Here is a 24,374-nt window from a genome sequence, read left to right as displayed (position 1 = left end):
CATGGCGTGGGAGAGTAGTTTATGAGAAAATCGGAGCAGAAGTGGGTTCTCAAATGGCTTTTGAAATCACACGCTCCAAAAGTCGGGTAGCTCGGTCGCTGCAGTATAGGACTGCCTCCATCTTTTGTGGAGTTCTCTTGTTGACAGTGTTCGCGAACGTTGCCTCCGCCGCCGATCCAAAGGCCGTTGTGGACGCGATACTGGGCGATGCAATCCCTAGACTCCAAGATGCGATGGTGTCGATGAGCCAAGGTTGCTCGGGCGGGGCCCACGGAGTACCCCCAGTTAACTGGGGTCCGTTGCAGGTCCACGGTAACACGGCTGTCAATGCATTCAGCGCCGCAAGATCGGCTTTGGCAACGAACCAGACGCCGGTGGCCGTGCAACAGATCAAATCTGGTTTGAGTGAGCTGGACGCATTAGTCAACGGTTTGAATATGAACTGTTCTGGGGGCGCGCACGGAGAGAATCCCGTGTCCTATGGCAACTATGTGACGTTCAGGGATAACCTGAAAACAGAACTACAGACAGCGTTGCGCTTCCTTTAGTGGTCTCCACTTCGTGCGTTTGAGCCTATTGGGTTGGATCATGTAACTATTCTTGGTAGCGGCGGCCCAGCGTGAAACGTCTGTCCAAGCTCGATTTATTCTCGATGCAGGGAGAAACTCGAACCGATGGGGAATCGTTGCGATTGCGGGCAAGGCAAGTTCTTGCGTGACTGCAAAGCATCGCAGGGTTGGGGAGACCCCGAACTCTGCGCGCGCTCAATCCGATGTCTACTGGTGCATTGCGTCAACCTTTTTATCCTTATTGGCGTGATTTTGTCCACGCCAGCGCTGGCGCAGTTCGATGCGCAGCATCCACCGCCGGATTGGATGGAGCGGGGGTTCGAGGCAGCGATCAACGATTTGGCTGCGACTCGGGGCGGGATCGAGATCGACGCTGATTTGTACCTATCCACGTTTGTGCCCCTCGGGCGCGCGGGCCCAGTCATCGACAGGTTGCTGCCTCTCCTCAGCGACCGAGACCCATCCATCCGCGCCACCGCGGTACAAGCCCTCGGCCGGATTCCAGCGGGTGAGCGCGCGGGCCCCGTCATCGACAGGCTGCTGCCCCTCCTCGGCGACTCGAATAGCTCCATCAGGGGCGCGGCGACGCAGGCGCTCGGTCAGATTGCGATCGGTGAGCGCGCGGGCCCGGTCATCGACAAGCTGCTGCCGCTCCTCAGCGACAAGGACCGCGCTATTAGCGCTGCAGCGGCACAAGCCCTTGGTCAAATTACAACCGCTGAGCGCGCGGGGCCGGTTATCGACAGGCTGCTGCCCCTTCTAGACGATCCGAATAGCTCCATCAGGGGCGCAGCGATACAAGCCCTCGGTCAGATTGCGACCGGGGCGCGCGCGGGCCCCGCCATCGACAAGCTGCTGCCGCTCTTCAGCGACCAGGACCGCACTATTAGCGCTGCAGCGGCACAAGCCGTTGGTCAAGTTGCGACGGGTCAGCGCGCGGGCCCCGTCACCGACAGGTTGCTGCCACTCCTCGGCGACCCGAATAGCTCTGGCGCAGCGACACAGGCCCTCGGTCAGATTGCGACCGCTGAACGCGCGGGGCCGGCTATCGACAGGCTGCTGCCCCTCCTCGACGATCCGAATAGCTACATCAAGGGGGCAGCGATACAAGCCCTCGGTAAGATTGCGACCGGCGCGCGCGCGGGGCCGGTCATCGACAAGCTGCTGCCCCTCCTCGTTGATTCGGATAGCTCCATCAGGGGCGCAGCGGCACAAGTCATCGGTCAGACTGTGACCGGTGAGCGCGCAGGGCCAGTCATCGACAGGCTGCTGCCCCTCCTCGGCGATCGGGATAGCTCTATCAAGAGAGCAGCTATAGAATCCCTCGGTCGGGTTGCGACCGGGGCGCGCGGCGGCCCTGTGATCGACAAGCTGCTGCCCTTCCTCAGTGACCAGGACGCCTCCATTGTGTACGCAGCGGCACAAGCTCTCGGTCAGATTGCGACCGGCGAGCGCGCGGGCCCGGTCACCAGCGCGCTGCTACCCCTCCTCGACAACCCGAATAGTCCCGCCAAGAGTGCGGTGGCACGGGCCCTCGGACAGATCGCCACCGGCGAGCGAGCGCGCCCAGCCATCGACAAGCTGCTGCCCCTCATCGGCGACCGGGACTCCGCTATTAGCGCTGCAGCCGCACAAGCCCTCGGTCAGATTGCAATCGGCGAGCGCGCGGGTCCCGTTATCCACGGGCTGCTGCCTCTCCTTAGTGATCCGAATAGCTCCATCGTGCGGGCGGCGGCACAAGTCCTCGGTCAGATTGCCCGCAGCGAGCGTGCGGGCCCGGCCATCGACCAGCTGATGCCGCTCCTCCACAATACAGACAGCTCCGTCAGCAGCGCGGCCGCTCTAGCCCTCGGTCAGATCGCTACCGGCGAGCGCGCGGGCCCGGTCATCAACGAGTTGCTATCGCTCTTGGGCAGCTCGAAAAGCACCGTCGTGAGGCGCGCAGCGGCAGAAGCCCTCGGTCGGATTGGACCAGGCGATCTGAGTGCTTCGTTATCCGCCATTCGCCTCATCAACTCTCGTGAGGACGAAGCGGCAGGGGTGCTTCGGGCGGCGGCGCATATCGCGACTGGAGCGGACGGCAAAAAGGACGGTAGCGAGCGGTTCCTCGCCTGGCTGGGAGCCCCCGACGCGTTGCCACGGGATTTAGTTGTGAACAATCCCGCGGAAGCTCAAAGAGTCCTTCAGCTGCTAACGGATCATTGGCAAGAGCTTTCAACATCACAGCGCACTCGCGTAGAAGCCGAAAACGCCGCGATGGCGGCGATCGAAGCGGCCTGCCAAACCCCCACCGAAACGAGCAGCCTCGCGGAGTTCGTTCGCGTCTCCATCGCGTGGCTACGCGACCTGCCGATCGAGGGCCCCGTTCACCGCTGCTGGACTTCTGACCAAAAGCGGACGGTTGAGGCACTCCTCGCCGACTTCAGGAAGTCCCATTCGACCCATGCGCAGGCGCTCGCCGCGATTCTCAGGAGTGAAGACATTGCTCCAATTAGCCTCTGGCTAAGCTGGTCGCTGGTCCTCTGGGCACTGTTCTGGACTGCTTTCCTTGTCGCCTTTCCCTGGTCGCGGACAATCCAGGCGATTTTTTTCTGGAATCCGCAGGCCCGGCAGTTTCTTAGCGCTGGCTTCGTGCCGCTCCTGCTGCTCGTCCTGCCGCCGCTGCGGCGGCGCCTGCTCGCGCCATTCCGTGACGATCTCATCGCGCAGGCAAGGCTCGATGAATTTGCCGAGCTCGGTTATTTCGCTGAGGGCCGCGCGCGCTTGAACGACGGAGAGCCCGTTTGTCTTTCCCAATTACGGTGGGCTCTCGCGGGGGGCGTTGTGCTTCAGGCCGACTCAGGGCTGGGCAAGACCAGCCTGCTGCGCGAGATCGCGGCAAAGGCGACGCAGCCGGTCGCCTTCCTCCATGCACGCGACTGCGCCAACGGCGTTGACGTTGCCATCTCCCGCATCATTCACGACGTGCAGGAAACGGGCTTCGTGCGGAGTCTCGTCCATACGCGCGCTCTCCAGGTGATCGTGGACGGCCTTAACGAGGTCGAAGCCGATACGCGCGAAAAGATCCGAGCCTTCGCCATGTCCAAGGGTGACGTGATCGTTGCGACCCAGCCGATCGAGTGGCGCCTGCCGGCGAATTCCCGAAAAGTCGAGCTTCTGCCCCTGGACCGCAGCGAAGCGACCGCGTTCCTCATGTCACGGCCTGTCGGTGCGGACCAGACGCAGCCGTGCCAAGGAGAGGCCTACAAGGACGCCGTGCGAAAGTTCGTCTCGAGCGCTTTTGATGAGCCGCCGCCGCAGATTGAACGTGGGACGGCGGAACTGATGCTGTCGAACCCGTTCGACCTTACTTTCGCGGCCGAGCTTCTGGCGCGGGGGCGCATGCCCTCGCCCACAGCACTGGTGGACGAGGCTTTTCGGCTCGCAGACGAGCGCTATCGGGAGATCGCCAAGGTTGCCTTTCCCCTCGATGCCTTTGGCCTACATGCGGTCAAAATGCGGATCGAGGATCGCAACAAGCTGAGCCCCGATGAATTCCCAGCCGAGACTTCATGCCTGCAGGAGCAGCGGCTTCTCGTCCCAAGGGCGATCAAAGGTGCCCACGGTGAGGAGAAGAATTGGCTCCTGTTCCGGCACGAACGCGTGTGGGACTTCTTCATTGCAGCGGCTTTTAAGGATCCGGACCTTTGGTCAAAGCACCTCGGCGATGCGCGTTTCCATGGCGTCTACCTACGGATAGCTGAGACCTGGGACCCCGATAGCGCCGAGAGGGTCATGACTCATTTGAACGTCACCGCCGCACATTCGGGCGATCATTCGACGAGCGACGAGTTCATCAGGCGGCTCGACAGGCGATTCCCCCAAATAAAAAGTTCGCGGAAGCTAGTGAAGAAGTTGCATGCCGGTTAGGAAAGGACCCGAAACCCTGGCATCGGGCACCATTAGCCCGCGTGCCTCCTAGCAGTTGAACTGCGTGACGGCTCAATGGACGGCTGCCTGGCCAATAGGTGGCCATAGTTAGTTGTCTGCACACGATGCCAGCTTTTTGACCCATAGCTGACACGGATCCCGCGGCGATGCCACTTTAAGAACGCCTCCACTAATTTCGCGCCCTCGTTGCCTACGCCGGCTGTTTGTCCCCACCGCTACTCGTTTCCGAACACATGTTCGGTGTATTCGGTAAGTTCGGTCAGATTTTGCGATGTATGGCTAGCGCATTTGTGGGGCGCGTTTGTGCCGTAAGGGGTGGGGGACCGGGAAGGACTCACGCCCGGTACCAAACCCCGATGGCCGGCGATGCCAGAACTGCGTTGGCATCGCAACATGACGAAGCAGTAGCATAGCCTCGGTCGACGCGAGGCGCTTGCACCTTGACTTCCCCGCCGAGCATCGGCGTCGCCCCTACCAAATTAAAGAGTTCTCGGCACGAAGTCGCAGCAAGTTTGTTCCCGCATCGGTCGCGGCCCAGGTCGTTACGGCACCGTCTTCAATCATGCTGGACGAAACCAGGCCATTTTTAAAGAGAGCAATCACGTCCGGATCGCTCCATTCGCTGACGCTGAGCGGAAATCGAAATTTGGTCAGGGCTTCCAGCAGGGTCCATTGCTTCGCATTCATACCACGGGCAAAATTGATCTGCCTCACTGTCTTCGCAAGGCCGAGTTGATCGATCACAAACTTTCGCATAGTTGGTTTCCATAATGTGGGGTGTCTCCACGGCACCACTAGGTCACTCCAAAAGAGACGACACTTCTGAGCGCGCGCGTATATGTTAAATGAAGTAGTGACTAGTGACGCTGGTGACATAGTCGGGGCAAGGGCTTTTGGGTCCGGACGTCTTTGGCGTCACCAGTCCCGTCACTTAATCGGTGCCGTCGCTGCGTTTGTAAAACCAAATCCGGTCACCCCGTTTGCGCTTTTGCTTTCTGACGAAGTCTAGCGATTTCAGGCAACGAGCGACGCGATTTTGCTCTCGTTGCTCCCATTGACCTGCCGGCAAATTAAATACTTCCGTCAGGATTTGCGGAATGGTGACGGACGATCGGGTCGCAACGAACTTTCCAATCAGATTGTCCCAAGGATCTCCTTCATACCGCGCCCGCTGTTCATCCGCGGCTGCCGCCTGCACGTCTTGGTCTTCGAACCACCACTTCTCGCCGCAGGCAAAAGCGTGCTGGGCTTCCGCCCAAAGTTGGTCGCGCACTGTTGCCAGCCCGCCGAGGTCAATCTTGCCGATCTTTACCGGCCAGAAACGACGTCCACCGGTTTCGTCCTTCAGGTAGGCGTCGGAATTCGTTGTCCCCCAGAAGACGCACGATCGCGGCTGTTCAATCACGCGACTTCCGTAAGGAGGCCGGTAGCGATCCGTCGTTCGACTAATGAACGCCTTGATCCGGCCGGCGTCGGCGCGGGACATCGCGTCAAGTTCCGAAATCTCGATAAGCCACGCCCCGCTAAGCTGCATTGCTGCATCTTTGCTTCCGAAATCGGCAATTTCGTCGGAGTACCAGGGTTCAAAAAGATGCCGAAGCAAAGTCGATTTCCCGAGCCCTTGGGCGCCCTCCAAGATCGGCATGGTGTCCACTTTTGACCCGGGACGACGAATTCGCGCGACGGCTGCGATGAGAGCGCACCGGCCCACCTGACTGTGATAGGGGGTATTTGGGACGCTCAAATAGTCGGATAACCAAGTGGCCAACCTCGCCTGGCCGTCCCACGCGCATCGATCCAAATACTCGACCACCGGGTGAAACCTCTGTCTCTCCGCGACAGCCGTGATGGCTTGGCCGGCAATATTGGGATTCACCGCGATCCCTTGGCGTTGCAGCCATTCGGCGGCGCGGATATCATCGACATCAGACCATGGACGCGGTGCCCAATCCTTGTCTGATTGTTCCCAAGGCGGTGCCCCGAGCAACATGATCCGCGTCGCAAATTCATTGAACTTGATGAGCCCGGCGAATGGCGGAGCATTACCAAACAAAGTGATGGCATTAGCGAGCAGGGGCTTCAGGACCCCATGTTCGGACCTCAGCAGATCTGCTTTCCAATCGGCCTGCGCCACATCGGATGGACCTTCAAGGACCATTCGAGCAATCTTTTCGTAGTTGTCCATTTTAGCTAGCCGTCGCCGATATCGGACGTGGACTTGCGGCGTCTTGCGGACATCCATTCGTTCAGATCGACGGAGGAATAGCGAACTGATCGGCCAATCTTAATAGCAGGTGGGCCGTCGCCAGATACGAAGAGCTTCGCCAGAGTGCTTTCGCCCAGCTTCAAGTATGCTGCCGCTTGCTTGCGGGTCAGCCAAGTCTCGGTCGTCCCAGTCACATTCAACTCCATTTCCTGACAACGCAGGAATATCGCTGCGTTGCCCCTTCATACCTTCGGAAATGGCCGCCGCTCCGACGTCAGATTAGAAGTCGCGACTAATGTAGGAATTACGGTTCCGAGTTGTAGAACCGTCTGACAGCTTGCTCTTCCGACGGAAGATTGTAGTCGACCTCTCCCTTCCCGAGCCGCTCATCCTCTCTGCGCCAGTCTTTGACAACGGCACGAGTGATCTCTGCGAAGGAAAAACCAGCTCGGTCTGGATAGACTTTCTTTCCTTTGATGGTAATGCGGTCCAAGCTTCGCGCTAACCGACGCTGCTTTTCTCCGACCCTGCGCTGCTTCGTTTTTGTAACCTTGGCGATGAACAGCTTGCGGGCTTCGATTTCTTTCACGAACGGATTAGAGATAACACGGTGATAGCCGGGTTCTCCATTCAACGAACTCGCGCTCGGTACAAACTCGCCCGATGGGAAGCTGTGATCATGAAGGGCGCTGGCTCGATAGCTGCGGACAGAGCGAACGGAAACGTCGTAAGTTACGCTTCCGTCTATGTTCGGGGCGATGTTGGAAGCAATCATTACGAACTCGGTCCAAACTTCAACGGGGATTGACCTTACAGGCGCGGCATCAATCGAGCCATATGCCTGAAGTTGGCCACTTCTAATGGCTTGTTCAACCTTCAAGAGACCGGTGAACAGTGGTGAACTCTCCGGATCATCAATTTCGGTGTTAGCCTCGATGAATTCGGCAACGTTCCCAAGTGACCACCAAATGGGATCGAGCAGGGAAAATGAAGTAGGCGACCTTACTTCTGAAGCTGAATAGCCGGGGCCATCCATCATTTCAGCGAGGATTTCGGGGGGCAGGTCGCCGGGATGTGGAACACCCTGTTCGAGCGAACCCTCTTCGTCAGTCCCGAGATTGGGCGGGATCTCCCCGAACCAGTCAGGGGCAGCAGATGAGTTACTCACGGTAATTCTCGATTATTCAATCAGGTATTGTGCTGGCGGTTCGGCAACCGATCACCCATCGCGATCGCTATTTCACTCGCTATGTGGTCCGATGCACGTCGAAGCGGATCATTGTCGAGATGGGCATACCGGGCGGTAGTGGCCGGCTGTGAATGCCCCAACAGTTTTCCGATGATGGGCAACCCAAATCCCGCACCGGCGCCATAGCTAGCGTGGGTATGTCGAAGATCGTGGATTCTCACCCCAGCCAAGCCCGACCGCGTACTCACAAGCTTCCAGGGCTTGTTGAGATCATGGCGCGGTTGGTTGGAAATATCGCCGGCAATCACGTAGTCATCGACCCTTGGAAGCTTCTCAAGAATAGCGACGGCCGGGGCGTTGAGAATAATGGCTTTCTGTCCCGTCTTGCTATCTGGTAACAGGAGCAGTCCACGCTGCAGGTCGACATACTCCCATTTGAGTTCGAGAATTTCCCGAAGCCGGGCGCCCGTGAGGATCAACAGACGCAGTGCGGCGGCCACATGAGGCCCAATTTTTGTGCGGCCGTTTTTCGGGATGTGCTTCGCGTTTGGTTGGCCTTGGTCCACGATCCACGGAATGCCTACCGTTTCGGCTTCACGAATTGCATCCCCCAGGCGGCCGAGCTCCGCTGAGCTCAGGAACCGTTCGCGGCGCTGCTCGCGAAATGCTTGGACGTGGGTTGCGGGATTGTGCCCCTTGGCGACGAGGCCGCAGACGGCCGCGTACCGAAAGACGGATCCGACGAACTCGACGACCCGATTCGCGGTCATCGGCGTCTCCTTGCCGATCTTCCGGTGCATTTTTGAGACGTCAGCACTGTCGAGCGCATCGAGCTTACGGGTGCCGAGGAGGGGAGCGGCGTGCTTACGGAGATAGATGCGGTAATTCACGACCGTGCGCGGCTTCAGTTTCGTCTCGGCCTCCTCGCTGAGATAGCGCTCGCCGAAGTCGGCGAATGTTGGCATGGCGCGTTCGTTCGACCGCTTGCGGGCGGGGTCCTGTCCGAGTGCCACCGCGGCGAGGGTTGATTTAGCCGAAAGGCGAGCCTGGTCCGGTGTCATGCTCGAGGTCGATCCGAGGACCATCCGAGTCTTGCCAACACTCCGGCCGCCGGCGCCGCTGCGGTATTCGACGCACCACCTTTTGGTGCCGGAGGGGAGCACCTTGACGCAAAAGCCGGTCAGTTCGCTGTCGTAAAAAATGGTCGGCTTGTCGACCGGTTCGATTGCGTCGATGGTCCTTTTCGTCAGCTTCAATACTGGCACGTTTGCCCCCCAGAATCGCCACCGAGTCGCCACCGTAACGGGAATGGCAGGATATCTCGGGAAATCACGATACCAATGTTCACTAGTATTTTGAGTGACTTAGGTAAAGTGGGGAGCCTTGGGATAAGTCCAGAAAACTGTGAAATTCATACTCATAACCTGAAGGTCATAGGTTCAAATCCTATCCCCGCAACCAACGCTCCCCTAGATTCTAGGGGTTCGGCCGCCCTCTCGGAAATCCTGAGCAGAGCGGCGAGTTGGCCGTAAATGTCGATCTGCACGGGTTTGTACCGGCCCCGTGGATGAACGACGACTTTCTCGACTATCTCCCGAATAGCCTCATGGGCAGCCAGACGGCTGTCCTCATCCGATTCCGCCAAGGCCTTCTTCAGGTCCCTGATCTTGTCGCGATAGGCGTTGCCGGCGTTCGGGTGGAATTCGACCGTTGGCGGAATGACCTCGGCAATCGCTGCCTCGATCTCATCGCGCTCGGCCTCCAGTGTCGCCAACCGGTCACGCAGGGCACGGCTGGGCGCTTCGCCTAGCAGAGCTTCCACCGCCTTTGAGATTGAGCCGTTGACGTTCCCGAGCCGCTTTTCGAGGTCGCGGCGCCGGTGGGCGGTCGAGCCGTGCAGCTCGCGCGCCATGCGATGATACTCGCGGACATATTCGGCGATCAGCTCGGGGGCCGCCAGGTTCTCCTCAATGCCTTTCAGGACCACGGCCTCGATGGCCTCGCGCGGCACCGTTCGCCGGTTGTCGCAAAGGCCAGTCTCTTTCATGCGCGTACAGACCAGGAGCGACCCGCGCTTGTCGTTGCCGCCAACGACATAGCCGGACCCGCAGCATCCGCACTTGACCAAGCCGGAGAGCAGATTTTTTGGACGCGTGGTGTACGATCCTTTGGGGCCGCTGCGATCTTGTCGCCGGGCCCGGACCTTGGCCCAGGTCTCGGCATCGATGATGCGCAAATGCTCCGCCTCGGCGGTCATCCACTGATCGCGTGGATTCTCACGGCTGATGCGCTTGCCCGTCTCGGGATCTTTGATGAAGGTCTGGCGGTTCCATATGATGCGCCCGGCGTAAAGTTCGTTTTGGAGGATGCCGTTCAGGCGCTTGCGGCTGCCAGCAATCGTCGACGCGTTCCAGACGCCCCCGCGCGGCCCCGGGACACCCTTCTTGTTCAACGCCGCGGCGATTTCCCGTGGCGAGTTTGCATTGAGGTAATCGCCGAAGATATTGCGTACGACCGCGGCTTCCAGCTTGTCGATCTCAAGCTCGCCGGGCCGCCCGGGGACGGCGCGATAGCCGTAGCTGCGACCGCCGTTGTGGCGACCATCGCGAACAACGCCCGCCTGGCCGCGCCGTGTCTTCTGCGCCAGGTCCTTGAGGTACAGCGCGCCGAGCAACCCCTTCACTCCAATATGGATGTCGCCAGCGATACCATCCTGCGCGGTGCGGATCTCGATGCCGGCGAAGCGCAGCCGCTTGTGGATACCCGCCAAATCTTCCTGGTCGCGCGAGATGCGGTCCAAGGCTTCGGCAACGACGACGTCGAACTTGCCGGCCTTGGCATCGTGCATGAGGCGCTGCCAACCAAGCCGGTTCACCATGCTTGCGCCGGAAATGGCGCGGTCATCATAGACCGCGACGACAATCAGCCCTTCGCGCTGGCAGATGGCGCGACAGAGCGCGACCTGGTCCTCAATCGACCGGTCGGTTTGCTTGTCCGAGCTAAACCTTGCGTAGATCGCCGCTTTCATTGTCGCTACTCGCGTCCGTTGTGCGGTGTTGTCGCTCATAATCGGCGATAGCTGCAGCGCGAGCAAGGGCACGAACGAATCGCAGCAATGCGTCGTTGTGCTTGCTGCATGGCGACTGGTCTCGTGCACGAGAAGCCGCTGCTTGATCCGCTCGATCAAGCGAGCGCACGAATAGCTCGGCCGGCGTCACCTCTGACGGTGGACCAGACATATTGAGGGCACCCCAAGGCACGATGGCCGCACACGCGACCATCCGGTTGAGACTGAAAAGCCTCCGGGACATCGAGCTCGGGTGTTGAGCGATCTTTGGGGTGCTGAGTTCTTCGGTCGGCGCGCTGGCTGAGAATGCGGCTCTGGATGATTGCCGGGCGTTTAAAAGCGCTTTTGCCGTCTTTGAAGTAGCTAGGTTCGTTTTCGAGCGGAAAGGGTTTTAAATTCGTTTGGTGCAGTCCTAGAGGACGGATGTCATCCTATCCTGCTTCTGCCTGAATCTCAAGACTCCTCGTGAGGACCGCTGTCGGTAGATGAGCATATTCTGGAAATGGTCGATGCACTTACACGGAACGTGGCCGCAACTGCTTCCTGTGACTTTCCGGCCAAGCATTGCTCCCGTGCAGCTTCACGGTCAGCTGCCGTGAGTTTTGGCTTGCGGCCGAACCGCACACCGTTGCGGCGTGCGCGCTCTCGCCCCTCGCGGGTACGGCGAATGATATCATCCCGCGTCTTGCGGGCGATGTAGCCGACCAGCGCCGCCAGCACCTCGCCGAGTTCGTGCGTGGTATCCGCCCAGGGCTCGGCCAACGATTTGTAAGCCGCACCGCGCGAGGTGATGTCGGCCAGTATGCTCAGCATTTTGAAAGGTCCGCCACGGGTCAACCGGTCAAGTGCCGGCACAATGACGGTGTCGTTCTTGCGCAGCCGACGGAGCAATCGCGCTAACTCGCGGCGGTGGTCGTTCACGCCGCTTTCTTTCTCGCAAAGGATTCGCTCGCAGCCCGCGGCCTCAAGCTGAGCAATCTGAATGTCCAGCTCTTGGCCTGATGTGCTCACGCGGGCATAACCGAAGATGGTCATTGCCGCCGCCCACCTGTTGCAAGACTCCTAAGTTTTGCAAGGTAATTGGCGATCGTAACGGAAGGCCACGGAACGGAGCGTTTTTCGTGAGTCAGCTCAACAGCTTGAGCTAGCCACTCCGTAGCGCCTCTTATTTTCATCCGTGACTGATTCTGCCCCGAGACGCTGGCATTCGTAAATCAGGATTTTTGCATAGAAACGGAAACCTTTTTCTCGGGGGGTTTCAATGTTTGTCGCAGCCGATTTGCTGCCGTGGCGGACTCTGCTCATGCGCGAGAGGGTCTTGCCGGGCATTCTCTGTCTCTCGCTTCAACTCACCCTGGTCGGCTCGCTGCCGACAACTGTACAGGCGGAGCCCGCAGGCTCGCGGATGCCGCCCACTCTCGGTGACTGGCGCTTCATCGTCGAAAACGGCCGTCCCGTCGCGATGGCCAAGCGGACCAAGTCCGACGGCGATCATCTTGCTGGTATGCGCATCGAGTGCGGCGCCAAGGGCAATCTCGAATATGTGCCAGTGGCCTTGCGCAGCGCCATCAAGACCCTCTGGGTCAACGGCATGGACGACATCAATTTCACCATCCCTCTGGTGAACGGTCGCGTGACCGGCGCCGACAACGCGATGCTGTCGAAGGAATTGCTGAAGTTCGATACGTTGGCGAAGAAGGACAATCAGAAGACCTGGACCATCGCCATGAGCATCGATGGACCGGAGATGGCATTGCAGGACATCGTCATGGGTGGCTTCGCCCAGGTGCGCGACTTGATGTTGAAGGGCTGCAAGCCATGAAGCTGCTTCGCCATTCTGCGATCACAGTAGCCCTTCTTCTTATGACCAGCGGCTGCTCGGCAAGCAACACGGTCGGCTTTCAGTGTGAGCTTCGAGACAGCAGAGGCAAGATGTCGCTGCATCTATCAGCCGACTTCGATAAAGGCCTCTTTACCGGTCGGGTCGGCGCTGCCGCGATGATGGTCAAGAAGCCCGCAGCGGTCGACATCGGTTCAGCGTCTGATCCAGCCAACTCGCAATTCCGCTTCAAGATCGACGCAAACCCCGGCCAGACGTTCATCATCGTCAGGCCCGGCGGTGATGCGATCATTTCGTCCTGGAGCGGCGCCACAAGCAACGGGTCGGGCCACTGCACGGTCGATACCTTCAAGGGGCTTTAGCCATCGCCCCTCATCAATACCCGCCGCACAGAGGTAACGCGGGTCACGAAATCAGCCCGGCATGGTGCCAACGCTGATAACAGGAGAAGTCCAGTGAGTATCTTCGGCAAACCTACGCACTCTGCGTCCTTCGGCGAGTCCGTCCTTGGTGGTTCCACACCTACGCATTCCGCTTCGTTTGGTGAGATCGCGAGCGGCGCCGCCGTCCAGGTCTCGAATGCCTCGGTGGGGCAGAAGCTTTCCGGTTCATCGACCGCGACGCACGCCGCCAGCTTTGGTGAGAGAGTGTGCGGCGACTCCACGCCCGTCTTCTCGAAAGACTGAAGCCTCGCGCTGTGCCAATGCTACTAGCTGCTACCCGTCGCCTGACCCGCGCGTGAGGCGGCGGGGTACGGCGCGAGGGGCATCCGGCCCCCTCTTGGCCGGACTGCACCGCGCGCAGCGCTGTGCGCGGAAAGAAGGAATTCTAAGGATATAAGGATAGGCCGCGTCATTCGTTTCACTTCAAAAGCTTGACTATGGTTCAGGTGAGGTCTGGCGCAGCGTCAAGTGAGGTCTAGCGCAGTTTCGGGTGAGGTTTGGCGCAGCCTAGGGTGAGGTCCCGCGCAGCAGCGGGTGAGGTCTGGAGCAGCGCTTTTGGCATACAGATCTTCCGCTTCCCAACAGCGGCCCTAGTATGCCGGTGAGGTCTGGCGCAGTGTATACGGGCAAGCCCTAGACAATCTGAAGAGGGCGCCAGGCGCGTAACGCCCGATCATCACCACTTCCAATCAATTCCACGCGAAATTCCAGCAGGCGCCCCTCAGGGCAGCTGCCCACGGCCTTCTTCAGGTCGCGATTGAAATACTTCTGCTGCTGCTTTGTTTGGAAGCGTTCTCCGAGTTCTAGAAGCGACACTACGAATGGTGTGCCGTCCTTGGGCACTTTCAGGGACAGAAAGCGGTACAGCGCGCGGTGTAGCGGCTGCGCGAGGATCATATAATCCCGGTTGAATGTCTTCAGCATCGGGACAGCCCGCTCGACAATGCCCGAGTAAATCCAGTCCGGAACGGCAACGCGAATGCGCGTAGCGGCCCCGGTATTCGTTTCGGCTAACTTCTCATATGCGCTTCCCACGAGCCGAAACTTCCCGCCGCGATACTTGGTGCCCTTCATCGGGTCTACGACCACCTCCGCATTCCAAAGGCGGTCAAGGCTGCCCAATATGTCTTCGCTGATCGAGCCGCCCCATTTGCGCCGTTTGAACCGCACAACTTCGCTAATGCTCACATCAAACGTGCGTGGCGGCGGCGTCGGGGTCGACGGCGAACGACCCGCTCTCTTCTCTATCTCGTAGCGTTCCAACTGGCTGCGGTACTGATTGGCCAAGTCCGCAAGCCAGGTCTGCATCATCAACACCAGGTCGTAGTCATCGATTGTCGGCAGCGCATGATCGCCAATTGCTTTTACGCGAATGGTGACGCCCTGCGGCGTCGTGTAGACCAGTTCGCTCCTCGTTTCCTTGCGCCGATCAAGGGTAAATGGCGTCATCTCCATGAGGTGCACATCGTCCTTAAGCGCCAGTTCTGAAAGCTCGGGGATGAAGAAGTCGCGTTGCGCGTCTTCGGGGGCGACGGCGCGCAGGATTGTCTCAATCGGTGCAACCTCGACCGGTCCTTCCTCCCCACGTACCACGACGCGGGCGGTAACCGGTCTTCCGCTGATGTCGGCCGCGATTGCCCTGATCGCCTCTAGAAAGTTGCGGTTGATGACGCTGGCTGAAAACGTCGTCTGGGCGGTGACGGTCAACACATCAGCCACCAATTCGAAGCCCGCCCCCCGAAGCCAATCTGCGAATGTTTGAGCGCCTAACTTCGCCTTGAGGCGTTCGGCGATCAAATCGTCCAGCTGTGTAATCGTATCCACGATTAGTCGTATTCCCGATTCTACGGGTGGGCGGGAAATTCGACTTCCAGCACTCGCCGGATCTCATCGGCCATGATCTTGCCTCGCTGGGCGCACGCGATTTTGACGCGGGCGTGCAGCTCGACCGGCACGTCAATCGTGAACCGCTTCATGGCGACTGGTACCGCTGCTTCAACCTTTTTCAGATGGGGCTCGACTCCCTCCTCTACCCAGTCATCCGGAGCCTTGGGTTTAGGCGCGGGCATCTTGAAAGAGACGGCTTTGGTGCTCATGCGGCGACTTTCCATACATTGTTATTTGAAAGGCTGGCGGCCAGCCTAACGATCTCCCTTGCGGCGTCGCTGTCTGGATCAGCTTCAATGACAGCCAGGCCGCGTGCGGCACTTTCGGCGTAGATGACGCGCTGGGTCAGAGATCGCTCGCAAACCGGCAGGTCGAAATTGGCAAGTGCCCCCACAACGTCACGTCCAATGGCCGTATTTGCGATTTTGCGATTAATCACAAATACGGCTTCTAGCCCTTCCTTGAACTGCCGGGCTTCCTTGACAAGTTGAACTGTGTCGGCCGACGCCCATACATCGTAGGGCGATGGCTGAACCGGGATGACGACAAGATCGCTGGCCATGATCGCGGCGCGGCCCAGCTCGCTTACACGTGGTGAACCATCGATGATCACCACGTCGTAGTCGCGAGCGATGCTCGGCATGTCCTTGTGTAGGGTCGGCTTCGGCATGCCGACAACCGCAAACAGCGGCTCGTCCTCTCTGGTTGATGACCAGGCCAGCGAGCTGCCTTGCGGGTCTGCGTCGACCAAAAGGACGCGTTGACCGTTTCTGGCGTAGACTGCGGCCAGGTTGATGGCGATGGTGGTTTTACCTACACCGCCTTTTTGATTCAGAATGCCAATAATCATGAATATCGCAATCGCTTATTTACGGCTTTACGATTGCACGTTTTCACGATCTTGTAGTGGGCTGTGCTCACTGGTTGGGCATCTACATCATTAGAATCGCAAATACGATTTTGTGATTCCGCGATTTCACAACGACACGATTACCAGGAAATCTCGACGTCAAAGCCAGTGGCTTGGCGGCCGTCCTCTGTGGTCGCAACCCGGCTATGCCACTCGACGGTGAGCCCGTTATTCTTGGCCCATTCTTTGAGGGTTTCCGCGCCATCGGTCTTCGTCAGATCGATTCCGTCGGGCAATCGGATGCGCAGAGCTTTGTGGCCGTTCTTGGCTGCGTTGTGCAGGGTCACTTTGATCTTGTCGCTGCGCAAATGCGTGGCGGCCAAATTCTCCAGCGCCGTCGTATAGGAGTTTTCAAGTTCGGGGATCAGTTTCGATAGAGGGGATTTCATGGCCTGCGATTCTGCGCCTTCGCGAACCGACTGCCAAGATAGGTATCGGTGATAGCGAGCCGACCATGCCCCAGCTCCTTCGATATTTGCATCCGCGCGCGGAAGTCCACCGCTTTCTCGGCGCGGCTCATGCGTTCATATGTGGCGCCGCCGGCTGCAGGGCAGGGACGACCAGCCAAAGTCCGGTAGCGCCACTGGGCGTACCAGTGCCGATGGCCGTGCATATTGCGGATGCCGGCACCCCAGGTCACATGCTCCACTTCCTTGCGGAAATCGATGTAACGCTGACCTTGCGGGATGAGCGAGCCGTCACCGCAGGCCTGGCGTAGTTCATTCAGCAGCGCGCGCTGGCGTTCATGCGTGACTGGAATGTCTCGCGCACGGCCACCCTTGCACCAGCTCGATTGCATCGCCAGCCGGTCGCCTTTGTCGGCCTGGCTGACCCGAAACTTCAAACTCTCTTCGAGGCGCATACCGAAGGCCATCTGCAAGCGTAGCGCCAACTGTGCGCGGTAGGGCAGGGCGGCCAGCTTTCCGACCGGTGTAGCGTGAGCACGATTGCCGTTGAAGCTTGAACGCTTCTCGATGCCGGCGCTGTCGTTATCGCGTGGCACGACATTGGGTTTCCGGACCCTGCCGGCCCACCAGCGCAGCCAGCCCATCCGGTTTTTCATGGTGCCGGCCGAGAGACCGGACGATCGCCAGTGCCCCAGCAGGGCCTCGACATGGCGCGGCTTCAATGAGGATGCGGCAGGGAGCTTGAACCCAAGCCCGCGTAGATCGCGCGCCATGAGCTGCAAGCCCCGGTGCCGCTGGTTACGCGTCAGGAACGACCCTTCGCCATCGCCCAGGGCGATGGTCTTAAGGTCGTAGGCGAGCGTATCCATCGTCGTTACTTTCGTTAGTGTTCATGACCGCCGCGACAGCCTTGGCATGTCGTGGCCCGCCAGTTTTGGCGGAGAGGTCGTGTCAACGCGGCGAGCGACGCCGCATTGCCTCGTTCTGATCTGTAATCGGTTCGCTACCGGGAATGCGGCCAGCTCCTTCGTGGCTGTGCATCGGCATTGCCAAATCCATAGCGCTTCCTTGTCACTACGTACCTCGTTTGGGTCCGCAGCCGGCATTGCCCGTAGGGATGCACTGGCGGCGGGATCGCTGGATCGCGTCCAGCACGTTTGCGTTTGGTCGACATCTCTTGCTCCATTTGAAAAGGTCGTGGCCGGTTGGCCGGGGGTGGTTCGTTTGGTCGTACAAGCCTGGCGAATTGCTTCTGGCACTCGCCGGCACTCATGCAGTGCAGAGCCCGTGCCTATCCTGCACGGGGTGCAAAACGGTTGTGCAATCGCGGCGGGAATCTGTCTGACAAGCTTATCGTCGTGCGTGCAGCAAGCGCCCTCACTACTGGAGCATTGCAGTAGTGAGGGCGCTTTCAGCACCTGTTGCCTGGCGGCATCGGGAAGGGGAGCCTTCCCAAACCCTTCCCATGGCCGCTTTGGGCTGCGCCATCCAACGGCCAGCGGAGGCCTCCGCACCACGCGCCGCCCGCTGTGCAAGAAGCACAGCGGGACATGCCGGCTATTTGAAGAGGTCGGGCTGCGGATCGTCGATGACGCCGTTGTCCGACTTGAACTTGGCGGTCGTCATGTCTTCCGAGGCCCAGGGGAATTGGAGCAGCTCGCACGTAGGGCAGGGCGAGTTGAAGGGCTCGGGGGCTTCGGTCGTCCACTGCATAAGCGGATGAGCCCAATTGCACTTGTACCAATGGCGATGCATTGGCATCAGTCTGGCTCGATCTGTTCGTCAGCGTGGTAGTTACTGTCCGTCAGGACTTCGGGCCGGTAGTGTGAGAGCTTCTCGTCGTCACACTTCGGGCAAACCCTCGCCAAGGGAATTCCCCTGGCATCATTTGCCCAGCGTGAAGCAAGCCCGCTGCCACAAGGGCAGGGGCGATCATCGAGCGGCATTGCAGCCTCCGTTAGGATTTCACCATCGTGACCTTGCAAGTCATCAGGTTACGGCGAGCTTCTTTGAGCCCGTTCACACGCCGATATCCCTCGTCGCTGCTCCACGGGTGGAATCGCCACGATGGTGAAAAGGTTGAAGATGTTTTTAGGGTAGAGGCGAATCCTGCACCACTTGGCGGTAGATGAAAGTGCTTCGCTGCCGATGCATGCCTGTCCGTTAGGCAAATAAAGAGCCTGACAGCTTTACGTCCTCTCTCGTTGGGGCAGCATCGAGGGCACAGCGCTTCGCTGGAAACACCCATCGTTTGAAAGGAAATTTGATGTCTGAGAGCCGAAAGCCCTCGCACGATGCATTTGCCGTGAGCGGTACGGGAAGAAACAGCACGTGGACCCGCATTGGCGCAGCATGGCCGAATGATGATGGCAAGGGCTTCAACATCGTTATCGTGCCGGGCCTCGCCGTCACGGGGAAGATCGTTCTTCGTGAGCCGAAGCCCCAAGCCGAACAGGAGGCTGACTAGACGCCGCCTCGCTAACCGAAGCGAATGAACTCCTGAGCGCGATTAGCGAACTCATCGAAGGGACATCCTGGCCTGACTGGCGCAAGGATGATTTCATCCGGGCCGTAGAAGCTCTGGCAGAGGCCCAACTCGTCGTTGAAGGGGCGATCGGTATGCCGGGTGACGCAGGATGCCGGGAGCGCTTTGCCGCCGCCTTCATCCTGTTTGCGAAATGCTAAGGCTCTCCCACGGGAGGGCCGCTTTTAACTCTGGCGTGTCCTGACGGTCGGGCTTTAGGCGTTGCCCGGAGCCACTGCGTCGTCTCCGCCCTTCGGGTCACAATCCCTCACGCGAAGCGCTTGTGAACTCTTCGCCGGAGGCACTCGGTCACGCATTTGCCTGCGGCATCGCTGTCACTAATGCGCGCTCCGGGTGCCTTCTTGACCGGTCTCGTCGCTGCAGTCGGTCCCGCATCCCGCTTCGCGGCGCTTTGCTGATGCTCTTGCGGCTGCATATTTGCCGGCCCTTGCCTTCGCGCAGGCTCTTTCGGCATTCCGGTCACATGAATGCCTGGATAACTGGCAGCGACGATTGCTCGAGGGGACAACGGGTGCCAAGGTGTCAAAAATTGACACAGACTGATTCGGGGGTCCAATGACACTGCGCCGCGCTCAAAAACGAACAGAATTCAAGGCGTTGCGCGAGCAGGCCGGTCTCACTTTCCCGGAAGCCATGGAGCTTCTGAAGCTCGAATACCGGACTGCGCACCGCTATGAGCGGGGAGAAACAAAACCCACGAGACTTGTCCTCGATGTCCTCCGCCAGGAAGCCGACAAGCGTCTGGCGGCCGAGGACGCGGCGACCGGGTTCCGGTTCATTGACCTGTTTGCCGGCATCGGCGGCCTGCGCTTCGGCTTCCAGGCGATCGGCGGCAGGTGTGTATTCACCTCGGAATGGGACTTGAAAAGCCAGCAGACCTACGCGCTGAATTTCCCGGACAACCATCCGGTGGTGGGTGATATCCGCGAATACTCGGCCAGTCCGGACAGGGTCCCCGAGCACGACGTCCTCCTCGCGGGATTTCCCTGCCAGCCGTTTTCGATTGCGGGGGTGTCGAAGAAAAATGCCCTAGGCCGCCCTCACGGCTTTCTTTGCGATACCCAAGGCACGCTGTTCTTCGACACGGCGCAGATCATTGCCCATCACCGGCCGGCGGCCTTCCTCCTGGAGAATGTCAAGAATCTTGAGCGGCACGACCAAGGCCGGACTTTCGCAACCATTATCAATGTTCTGCGAAACGAGCTTGGCTACCACGTCCAGCACCGGGTGATCAGCTCCGAGCCTTGGGTGCCGCAGAAACGCGAACGCATTTTCATCGTCGGCTTCCGCGAGCCCACCGATTTCGATCTGGAAAAGCTGAAGCTGCCGTCCAAGGAGAAAGGGCCGAAGCTGGGCGACATTCTCCTGCCTCCTGACGAGGTTGATCCGAAATACACGCTGACGCCGCATCTCTGGAAATATCTCCAGGACTACAAGGCCAAACACAATGCAGCCGGCAACGGTTTCGGTTACAGCCTGTTCGGACCCGATGACGTGACCCGCACTCTCTCGGCGCGTTACTACAAAGATGGTTCTGAAATCCTTGTTGCGCAGCCCGGTAACCGTCCACGCCGTCTGACGCCGGTTGAATGCGCGCGCCTCATGGGCTTTGAGACGAAGAAGCGCAAGTTCCGGATTCCGGTATCCGACACCCAGGCCTACAAGCAGTTCGGTAACGCCGTCGTTGTCCCTGTCGTTGAGTTTATCGCCAAGGCTATGCGGCCCCACCTTGAAAAGGCGCTCGCCGCCAGCGCACGGGCTCCCGCAAAGCCCAAGGAGCCGGTGCGAGCCGTGACGCGTCCCGATCGCCAGGTGGCTGCTGCACATGGCTGATGTGGTTTCCTCCGAGGTGCGCAGCCGGATGATGGCAGGCATCCGGGGGACCAACACCAAGCCCGAGTTGCTGCTCCGCAAAGGCCTGCACGCCGCAGGCTTCCGTTTCCGGCTGCATGACCGTCGCCTGCCTGGGCGGCCGGACGTGGTCTTCCCGCGTTACAATGCCGTGATTTTTGCACATGGCTGCTTCTGGCACGGCCACGACTGCCACCTGTTCAAGTGGCCATCGACGAGGCCTGACTTCTGGAAAGCAAAGATCGCCCGCAATCGCGAGAATGACGCGCGCACCTCCTCTCGGCTAGCCGAGCTCGGATGGCGTCAAGGTGTCATCTGGGAATGTGCCCTGAAGGGAAGAACGCGGCTGCCGGTCGAGAAGGTTATGGCGCGAACGGCCGCCTGGTTGAAATCGCAACGGCCGGCCCTTGAACTGCGAGGGCATCCGTGAGTTTCCGGCGGGGAATCCTTTCCGACTACTTCGAGGGTGCCGTCGTCAAGAAGCTCACGCTTGTCGAAACGGTCACACCAAAGTCCAATCAGCATGAATTTCAGGGAACGCGGCCGTTGCGTGCGCTCTTCGGCGACGCCGACCGCAAGGGTATCCCGACCCGGTTCATCTGGCTTGCGGACGAGCAGGATGCACTCGGCGAAGATGGCTTTCTCAGCTGGTCGAATGTCCGCAAGGGAAAGCCGCGGGCGCCGGAGTATCACCTCTATTACTCGGGCAACGCTGTTACCGAAGCGATGAAGCCGGGAGACAGCATGTTCTTGGCGCTCCGGCGTGACGGCGCAGTGATGGTGGTAGTCGTGCCCGCCGCCAGCACGGTGCTCAACCAGATGCTCTGGCTTTTCGGCTTTGATGAAGCGCCCGAGCAGGGGGAGAAATTCCGCCAAATCAGCGAAGCCGACTCTGCGCGGCTCGATTTCGCAGCGCGCTACATTCTCGACGAGCTTGGCATCGAACCGGAGGAGCCGGAGGCAGATGCGCTTGACGAGCTTGTTGCAAGGTTTGGCGCAAAATTCCCTACGACCCGCATATTCTCGGAATTCGCTCGCAACAGCCTCAATGATATCTCTGTCATCGAGGATCCGGACGGTGCCCTGTTCTCCTGGATGGAGAGGGAGGAGCTGCTGTTTCGCCGGCTTGAACGCCATATCGTTTCCGAGCGCATCCAGTCGGGCTTTGCAAGCAGCGATGGTGCCGACGTTGATGGCTTCCTGCAGTTTTCACTCAGTGTGCAGCAGCGCCGCAAGTCACGTGTCGGACACGCTCTTGAAAATCACCTTGAGGCGCTCTTCACGGCACATGGCGTCCGCTACGTACGCGGTGCCGAAACCGAGAACCGCAACCGGCCGGATTTCCTTTTTCCCGGACAGACCCAGTATCGTGATCCCGCCTTCAACCCGGCGCTGCTGACGATGCTGGGTGCCAAATCGACCTGCAAGGACCGCTGGCGCCAGGTGTTGTCAGAGGCCGAACGCATCACAAACAAGCATCTGCTCACGCTGGAGCCTGGCATCTCGGAAAACCAGACCGACGAAATGCGCGCAAAGAGCCTCCAGCTCGTGTTGCCGGCACAGCTTCACGAGACCTACCGGCCGTCACAGCGCGCCTGGCTGTTCACCGTGAATGATTTCCTGAGGCAAGTGAAGGGGAGACAGCGTCCTGCTTGATCAAAAGTAGCACGCTCGCCTGTGTGTCCGGACTCCATCTGCAGTTGCGAATCGCCTAGAGCCGGCAGGCGGGGGATTCCAGATGCAATGTTTTCATCCTTACTGCCCGGCAGGTGACGGGAAGAAGAGCTGGGATGAGGTCGTCGACCTGCCCGTGCTCAAGCTGAAGAAAAAGGACCGTGCCGGACTGCTGGCCGCACTTAACAAGAGCTTCGGTGCCCCGTCGGCCAAGCCGGTCGCCAGAACAATACCTGTGCCCAGCATCGCGGTGGGTATCAGTACGCCGGCAGTTTTCTTACGCGCGATGAAGCACGGCGGATCGCGAAGGCAATCTCCCGGCTTCCGGAGCTACTCAAACGACCGCAGTACTAGCCGGCCTCGCCGCCGTCTTTCGAAGGGCGGGGGGCGGGCGTGCGTACGGTGACCGGCGGTATCGGCCTGGTCCGGTGCTTCTCGTAGCGCGACGCAAGATCGAGCAGCCTCCGCTTGATGAAGGGGTCGGCTTTGTCGGCCAGGCTGCGGATCAATATCGACCGCTGTTTGTTGAATTCATCGTCCAGCATGGGATTACCAAATAATCCCGATTATACTGGCAGGCATTGTCATTTGTTAGTTTGAGTGGCGTATGGTTAAGCGTGCGAGGTCCCGTGTGCGTGCCGCAGGAGCGGAGATGCCGGGATTCATCAGGCCGCAGCTGGCCACGCTGCGCTCGAGGGCGCCAGCAGGCGACTATCTTCACGAGATCAAATACGACGGCTACCGCGTGCAGCTGCACCTCAACCGGGGGAAGGCGAAGGCCTACACGCGCAACGGTCTGGACTGGACCAAACGGTTTTCCGTCATCGCCGGCGCATTCGATGTGCCAGGTCAGGCTATCGTCGACGGCGAGGTGGTCGTCGTTCATGAGGGCCGCACCAATTTCTCCGAGCTGCAGGCCGAACTCGCCAGAGGCGATCAGGATCGTTTGTTGTACTACGCCTTTGACCTCCTTTGGCTGGACGGTGAAGACCTGCGCAAAAGGCCGCAGGTTGAGCGCAAGCGGCTCTTGAAAGAGCTGTTTGATGCTCACGAGCTGCAGGCGCCCGTGCTCTACAGCGAGCACCTCGAAGGCGACGGGCAGGAGCTGTTCGAGCATGCGGCCAGGCTGAATTATGAGGGCATCATCTCGAAGAGAGCTGATGCACCGTACCGCTCCGACCGGAATGAGGCCTGGCTGAAGATCAAGACCGTGCAACGGGGCAAATTCCCGGTGGTGGGCTTCGTCAAGGACCCGAGCGGCGTTGCCGCGCTGTATCTCGGCAAGCAGGAAGGCAAGGATCTCGTCTACATGGGCAAGGTCGGCACCGGCTGGTCGCGGACGGTCTCAAGCCAGATCCGCAAGAAGCTCGATGCGGTGATCAGCCCGAAAGCGAAGCTAACCAGGCCGGTTCGCAAGCCAAAGGCAACCTGGGTCGAACCGAAGTTCTACGCTGACGTGGAGTACCGGGACATCACCTCCGAAGGGCTGCTCAGGGCGAGTTCGTTCAAGGGGCTAACTACAAATAATTCTCGCAAGTGAACTAGCGCGGCCGGTTTTTCGGTGATTATTGGAAAGCCTCTCAATGGAGGCTCAGATGATCCAGATCAGCGTGCTCAAGTTTCTTGTCGAGAAAGGTCCGGGCAGAACCGAGATCGAACTGGCGCGCGCAATACACGGCGCGAGCGCTTACCAGCAGCAGGTGAACCAAGACCTGCGGATGCTGGTTGACCGTGGAGACGCAGTGCGTCGCGGTGGCGGTCCCGACGGCCCCTATAGATACTATCCGAGCTGAAACTGCTCGGCTGGGCCACACACATGCCGCGAAACTACGCGGCTTACGATACAATCCAGTGGC

Annotated in this window: 25 protein-coding genes; 11 read left to right on the top strand and 14 right to left on the bottom strand. The window is 59.6% G+C overall.

The window, feature by feature from the left end; genetic code table 11:
- The first annotated feature begins 137 nt into the window (after positions 1-137).
- Positions 138-548, top strand: coding sequence for a hypothetical protein (locus tag AC0L21_RS10140; protein ID WP_473260819.1), 411 nt, complete (start codon positions 138-140; stop codon positions 546-548).
- A 234-nt stretch (positions 549-782) separates the two neighbouring features.
- Complete coding sequence (locus AC0L21_RS10135) at positions 783-4,478, top strand: HEAT repeat domain-containing protein (protein WP_473260815.1); 3,696 nt, start codon at positions 783-785, stop codon at positions 4,476-4,478.
- A 492-nt stretch (positions 4,479-4,970) separates the two neighbouring features.
- Here AC0L21_RS10135 and AC0L21_RS10130 read toward each other — a convergent pair whose 3' ends face one another.
- The 7 genes from AC0L21_RS10130 to AC0L21_RS10100 all read right to left on the bottom strand — a co-directional run bounded on the left by AC0L21_RS10130 (position 4,971) and on the right by AC0L21_RS10100 (position 11,996).
- Positions 4,971-5,255 carry a hypothetical protein gene (locus AC0L21_RS10130; protein WP_473260810.1) on the bottom strand — a complete coding sequence of 95 codons (285 nt, stop codon included), beginning with the start codon at positions 5,253-5,255 and terminating at the stop codon, positions 4,971-4,973.
- 175 nt (positions 5,256-5,430) lie between these two features.
- The gene (locus AC0L21_RS10125) at positions 5,431-6,684 is read right to left on the bottom strand and encodes a virulence-associated E family protein (RefSeq protein WP_473260808.1); all 1,254 of its coding nucleotides are present in this window, start codon (positions 6,682-6,684) and stop codon (positions 5,431-5,433) included.
- Positions 6,685-6,689: 5 nt separating this feature from the next.
- Positions 6,690-6,911, bottom strand: a complete 222-nt coding sequence (locus AC0L21_RS10120) for a helix-turn-helix transcriptional regulator (protein ID WP_473260806.1) — start codon at positions 6,909-6,911, stop codon at positions 6,690-6,692.
- Positions 6,912-7,009: 98 nt separating this feature from the next.
- A complete protein-coding gene (locus AC0L21_RS10115; RefSeq protein WP_473260803.1) occupies positions 7,010-7,873 on the bottom strand; it encodes a hypothetical protein in 864 nt (287 codons plus the stop codon).
- Between the two features lie 20 nt (positions 7,874-7,893).
- Positions 7,894-9,159, bottom strand: a complete 1,266-nt coding sequence (locus tag AC0L21_RS10110) for a tyrosine-type recombinase/integrase (RefSeq protein WP_473260800.1) — start codon at positions 9,157-9,159, stop codon at positions 7,894-7,896.
- 152 nt (positions 9,160-9,311) lie between these two features.
- Positions 9,312-11,081 carry a recombinase family protein gene (locus tag AC0L21_RS10105; RefSeq protein ID WP_473260798.1) on the bottom strand — a complete coding sequence of 590 codons (1,770 nt, stop codon included), beginning with the start codon at positions 11,079-11,081 and terminating at the stop codon, positions 9,312-9,314.
- 333 nt (positions 11,082-11,414) lie between these two features.
- A complete protein-coding gene (locus tag AC0L21_RS10100) occupies positions 11,415-11,996 on the bottom strand; it encodes a recombinase family protein (RefSeq protein WP_473260796.1) in 582 nt (193 codons plus the stop codon).
- A gap of 268 nt (positions 11,997-12,264) precedes the next feature.
- Between AC0L21_RS10100 and AC0L21_RS10095 the strand changes: the two genes are divergently transcribed.
- The 3 genes from AC0L21_RS10095 to AC0L21_RS10085 all read left to right on the top strand — a co-directional run bounded on the left by AC0L21_RS10095 (position 12,265) and on the right by AC0L21_RS10085 (position 13,487).
- Positions 12,265-12,783 carry a hypothetical protein gene (locus AC0L21_RS10095; RefSeq protein ID WP_473260794.1) on the top strand — a complete coding sequence of 173 codons (519 nt, stop codon included), beginning with the start codon at positions 12,265-12,267 and terminating at the stop codon, positions 12,781-12,783.
- Positions 12,780-13,163, top strand: a complete 384-nt coding sequence (locus tag AC0L21_RS10090) for a hypothetical protein (RefSeq protein WP_473260792.1) — start codon at positions 12,780-12,782, stop codon at positions 13,161-13,163. Before AC0L21_RS10095 ends, AC0L21_RS10090 begins: the two co-directional genes overlap by 4 nt.
- Before the next feature lie 93 nt (positions 13,164-13,256).
- A complete protein-coding gene (locus AC0L21_RS10085; RefSeq protein WP_473260790.1) occupies positions 13,257-13,487 on the top strand; it encodes a hypothetical protein in 231 nt (76 codons plus the stop codon).
- Between the two features lie 390 nt (positions 13,488-13,877).
- On the opposite strand, the gene AC0L21_RS10080 is transcribed toward AC0L21_RS10085, so the two are convergent.
- The 6 genes from AC0L21_RS10080 to AC0L21_RS10055 all read right to left on the bottom strand — a co-directional run bounded on the left by AC0L21_RS10080 (position 13,878) and on the right by AC0L21_RS10055 (position 18,209).
- On the bottom strand, positions 13,878-15,068 hold the full coding sequence (locus AC0L21_RS10080; protein ID WP_473260788.1) for a replication initiator protein A: 1,191 nt from the start codon (positions 15,066-15,068) through the stop codon (positions 13,878-13,880).
- A gap of 20 nt (positions 15,069-15,088) precedes the next feature.
- Complete coding sequence (locus tag AC0L21_RS10075; protein ID WP_473260786.1) at positions 15,089-15,340, bottom strand: hypothetical protein; 252 nt, start codon at positions 15,338-15,340, stop codon at positions 15,089-15,091.
- A complete protein-coding gene (parA, locus tag AC0L21_RS10070; protein ID WP_473260783.1) occupies positions 15,337-15,981 on the bottom strand; it encodes a ParA family partition ATPase in 645 nt (214 codons plus the stop codon). The genes AC0L21_RS10075 and parA overlap by 4 nt, the downstream gene beginning before the upstream one ends.
- 140 nt (positions 15,982-16,121) lie before the next feature.
- Entirely contained in the window at positions 16,122-16,430 is a 309-nt protein-coding gene (locus AC0L21_RS10065) for a hypothetical protein (RefSeq protein WP_473260781.1), read from the bottom strand.
- Positions 16,427-17,317, bottom strand: coding sequence for a phage integrase N-terminal domain-containing protein (locus AC0L21_RS10060; RefSeq protein ID WP_473260778.1), 891 nt, complete (start codon positions 17,315-17,317; stop codon positions 16,427-16,429). Before AC0L21_RS10060 ends, AC0L21_RS10065 begins: the two co-directional genes overlap by 4 nt.
- A 688-nt stretch (positions 17,318-18,005) precedes the next feature.
- On the bottom strand, positions 18,006-18,209 hold the full coding sequence (locus tag AC0L21_RS10055; protein ID WP_473260774.1) for a hypothetical protein: 204 nt from the start codon (positions 18,207-18,209) through the stop codon (positions 18,006-18,008).
- A gap of 505 nt (positions 18,210-18,714) precedes the next feature.
- Between AC0L21_RS10055 and AC0L21_RS10050 the strand changes: the two genes are divergently transcribed.
- From AC0L21_RS10050 to AC0L21_RS10035, 4 genes are all read left to right on the top strand, one after another.
- Positions 18,715-18,915 carry a hypothetical protein gene (locus AC0L21_RS10050; RefSeq protein WP_473260772.1) on the top strand — a complete coding sequence of 67 codons (201 nt, stop codon included), beginning with the start codon at positions 18,715-18,717 and terminating at the stop codon, positions 18,913-18,915.
- A gap of 633 nt (positions 18,916-19,548) precedes the next feature.
- On the top strand, positions 19,549-20,826 hold the full coding sequence (gene dcm / locus AC0L21_RS10045; protein WP_473260770.1) for a DNA (cytosine-5-)-methyltransferase: 1,278 nt from the start codon (positions 19,549-19,551) through the stop codon (positions 20,824-20,826).
- Positions 20,819-21,274, top strand: coding sequence for a very short patch repair endonuclease (locus AC0L21_RS10040; RefSeq protein ID WP_473260767.1), 456 nt, complete (start codon positions 20,819-20,821; stop codon positions 21,272-21,274). Before dcm ends, AC0L21_RS10040 begins: the two co-directional genes overlap by 8 nt.
- Positions 21,271-22,500 carry a type II restriction endonuclease gene (locus AC0L21_RS10035; RefSeq protein WP_473260763.1) on the top strand — a complete coding sequence of 410 codons (1,230 nt, stop codon included), beginning with the start codon at positions 21,271-21,273 and terminating at the stop codon, positions 22,498-22,500. Before AC0L21_RS10040 ends, AC0L21_RS10035 begins: the two co-directional genes overlap by 4 nt.
- Positions 22,501-22,868: 368 nt before the next feature.
- On the opposite strand, the gene AC0L21_RS10030 is transcribed toward AC0L21_RS10035, so the two are convergent.
- The gene (locus AC0L21_RS10030) at positions 22,869-23,063 is read right to left on the bottom strand and encodes a hypothetical protein (protein WP_473260761.1); all 195 of its coding nucleotides are present in this window, start codon (positions 23,061-23,063) and stop codon (positions 22,869-22,871) included.
- Positions 23,064-23,125: 62 nt separating this feature from the next.
- Between AC0L21_RS10030 and ligD the strand changes: the two genes are divergently transcribed.
- Entirely contained in the window at positions 23,126-24,058 is a 933-nt protein-coding gene (ligD, locus tag AC0L21_RS10025) for a non-homologous end-joining DNA ligase (RefSeq protein ID WP_473260758.1), read from the top strand.
- A gap of 55 nt (positions 24,059-24,113) precedes the next feature.
- Positions 24,114-24,311, top strand: coding sequence for a hypothetical protein (locus tag AC0L21_RS10020; protein WP_473260756.1), 198 nt, complete (start codon positions 24,114-24,116; stop codon positions 24,309-24,311).
- The last annotated feature ends 63 nt before the right edge of the window (positions 24,312-24,374 follow it).

Source organism: Bradyrhizobium sp. WSM4873 (assembly GCF_055811355.1).
Note: the sequence above shows the minus strand (reverse complement) of the source record. Positions and strands in the feature narration are given on the sequence as shown.

Coding starts and splice junctions, on each gene's coding strand:
- AC0L21_RS10130 (WP_473260810.1), bottom strand. CDS start 5,255: ATGCGAAAGTTTGTGATCGATCAACTCGGCCTTGCGAAGACAGTGAGG.
- AC0L21_RS10125 (WP_473260808.1), bottom strand. CDS start 6,684: ATGGACAACTACGAAAAGATTGCTCGAATGGTCCTTGAAGGTCCATCC.
- AC0L21_RS10120 (WP_473260806.1), bottom strand. CDS start 6,911: ATGGAGTTGAATGTGACTGGGACGACCGAGACTTGGCTGACCCGCAAG.
- AC0L21_RS10100 (WP_473260796.1), bottom strand. CDS start 11,996: ATGACCATCTTCGGTTATGCCCGCGTGAGCACATCAGGCCAAGAGCTG.
- AC0L21_RS10095 (WP_473260794.1), top strand. CDS start 12,265: ATGCGCGAGAGGGTCTTGCCGGGCATTCTCTGTCTCTCGCTTCAACTC.
- AC0L21_RS10090 (WP_473260792.1), top strand. CDS start 12,780: ATGAAGCTGCTTCGCCATTCTGCGATCACAGTAGCCCTTCTTCTTATG.
- AC0L21_RS10075 (WP_473260786.1), bottom strand. CDS start 15,340: ATGAGCACCAAAGCCGTCTCTTTCAAGATGCCCGCGCCTAAACCCAAG.
- parA (WP_473260783.1), bottom strand. CDS start 15,981: ATGATTATTGGCATTCTGAATCAAAAAGGCGGTGTAGGTAAAACCACC.
- AC0L21_RS10065 (WP_473260781.1), bottom strand. CDS start 16,430: ATGAAATCCCCTCTATCGAAACTGATCCCCGAACTTGAAAACTCCTAT.
- AC0L21_RS10060 (WP_473260778.1), bottom strand. CDS start 17,317: ATGGATACGCTCGCCTACGACCTTAAGACCATCGCCCTGGGCGATGGC.
- AC0L21_RS10055 (WP_473260774.1), bottom strand. CDS start 18,209: ATGCCAATGCATCGCCATTGGTACAAGTGCAATTGGGCTCATCCGCTT.
- AC0L21_RS10050 (WP_473260772.1), top strand. CDS start 18,715: ATGTCTGAGAGCCGAAAGCCCTCGCACGATGCATTTGCCGTGAGCGGT.
- dcm (WP_473260770.1), top strand. CDS start 19,549: ATGACACTGCGCCGCGCTCAAAAACGAACAGAATTCAAGGCGTTGCGC.
- AC0L21_RS10040 (WP_473260767.1), top strand. CDS start 20,819: ATGGCTGATGTGGTTTCCTCCGAGGTGCGCAGCCGGATGATGGCAGGC.
- AC0L21_RS10030 (WP_473260761.1), bottom strand. CDS start 23,063: ATGCTGGACGATGAATTCAACAAACAGCGGTCGATATTGATCCGCAGC.
- ligD (WP_473260758.1), top strand. CDS start 23,126: ATGGTTAAGCGTGCGAGGTCCCGTGTGCGTGCCGCAGGAGCGGAGATG.
- AC0L21_RS10020 (WP_473260756.1), top strand. CDS start 24,114: ATGATCCAGATCAGCGTGCTCAAGTTTCTTGTCGAGAAAGGTCCGGGC.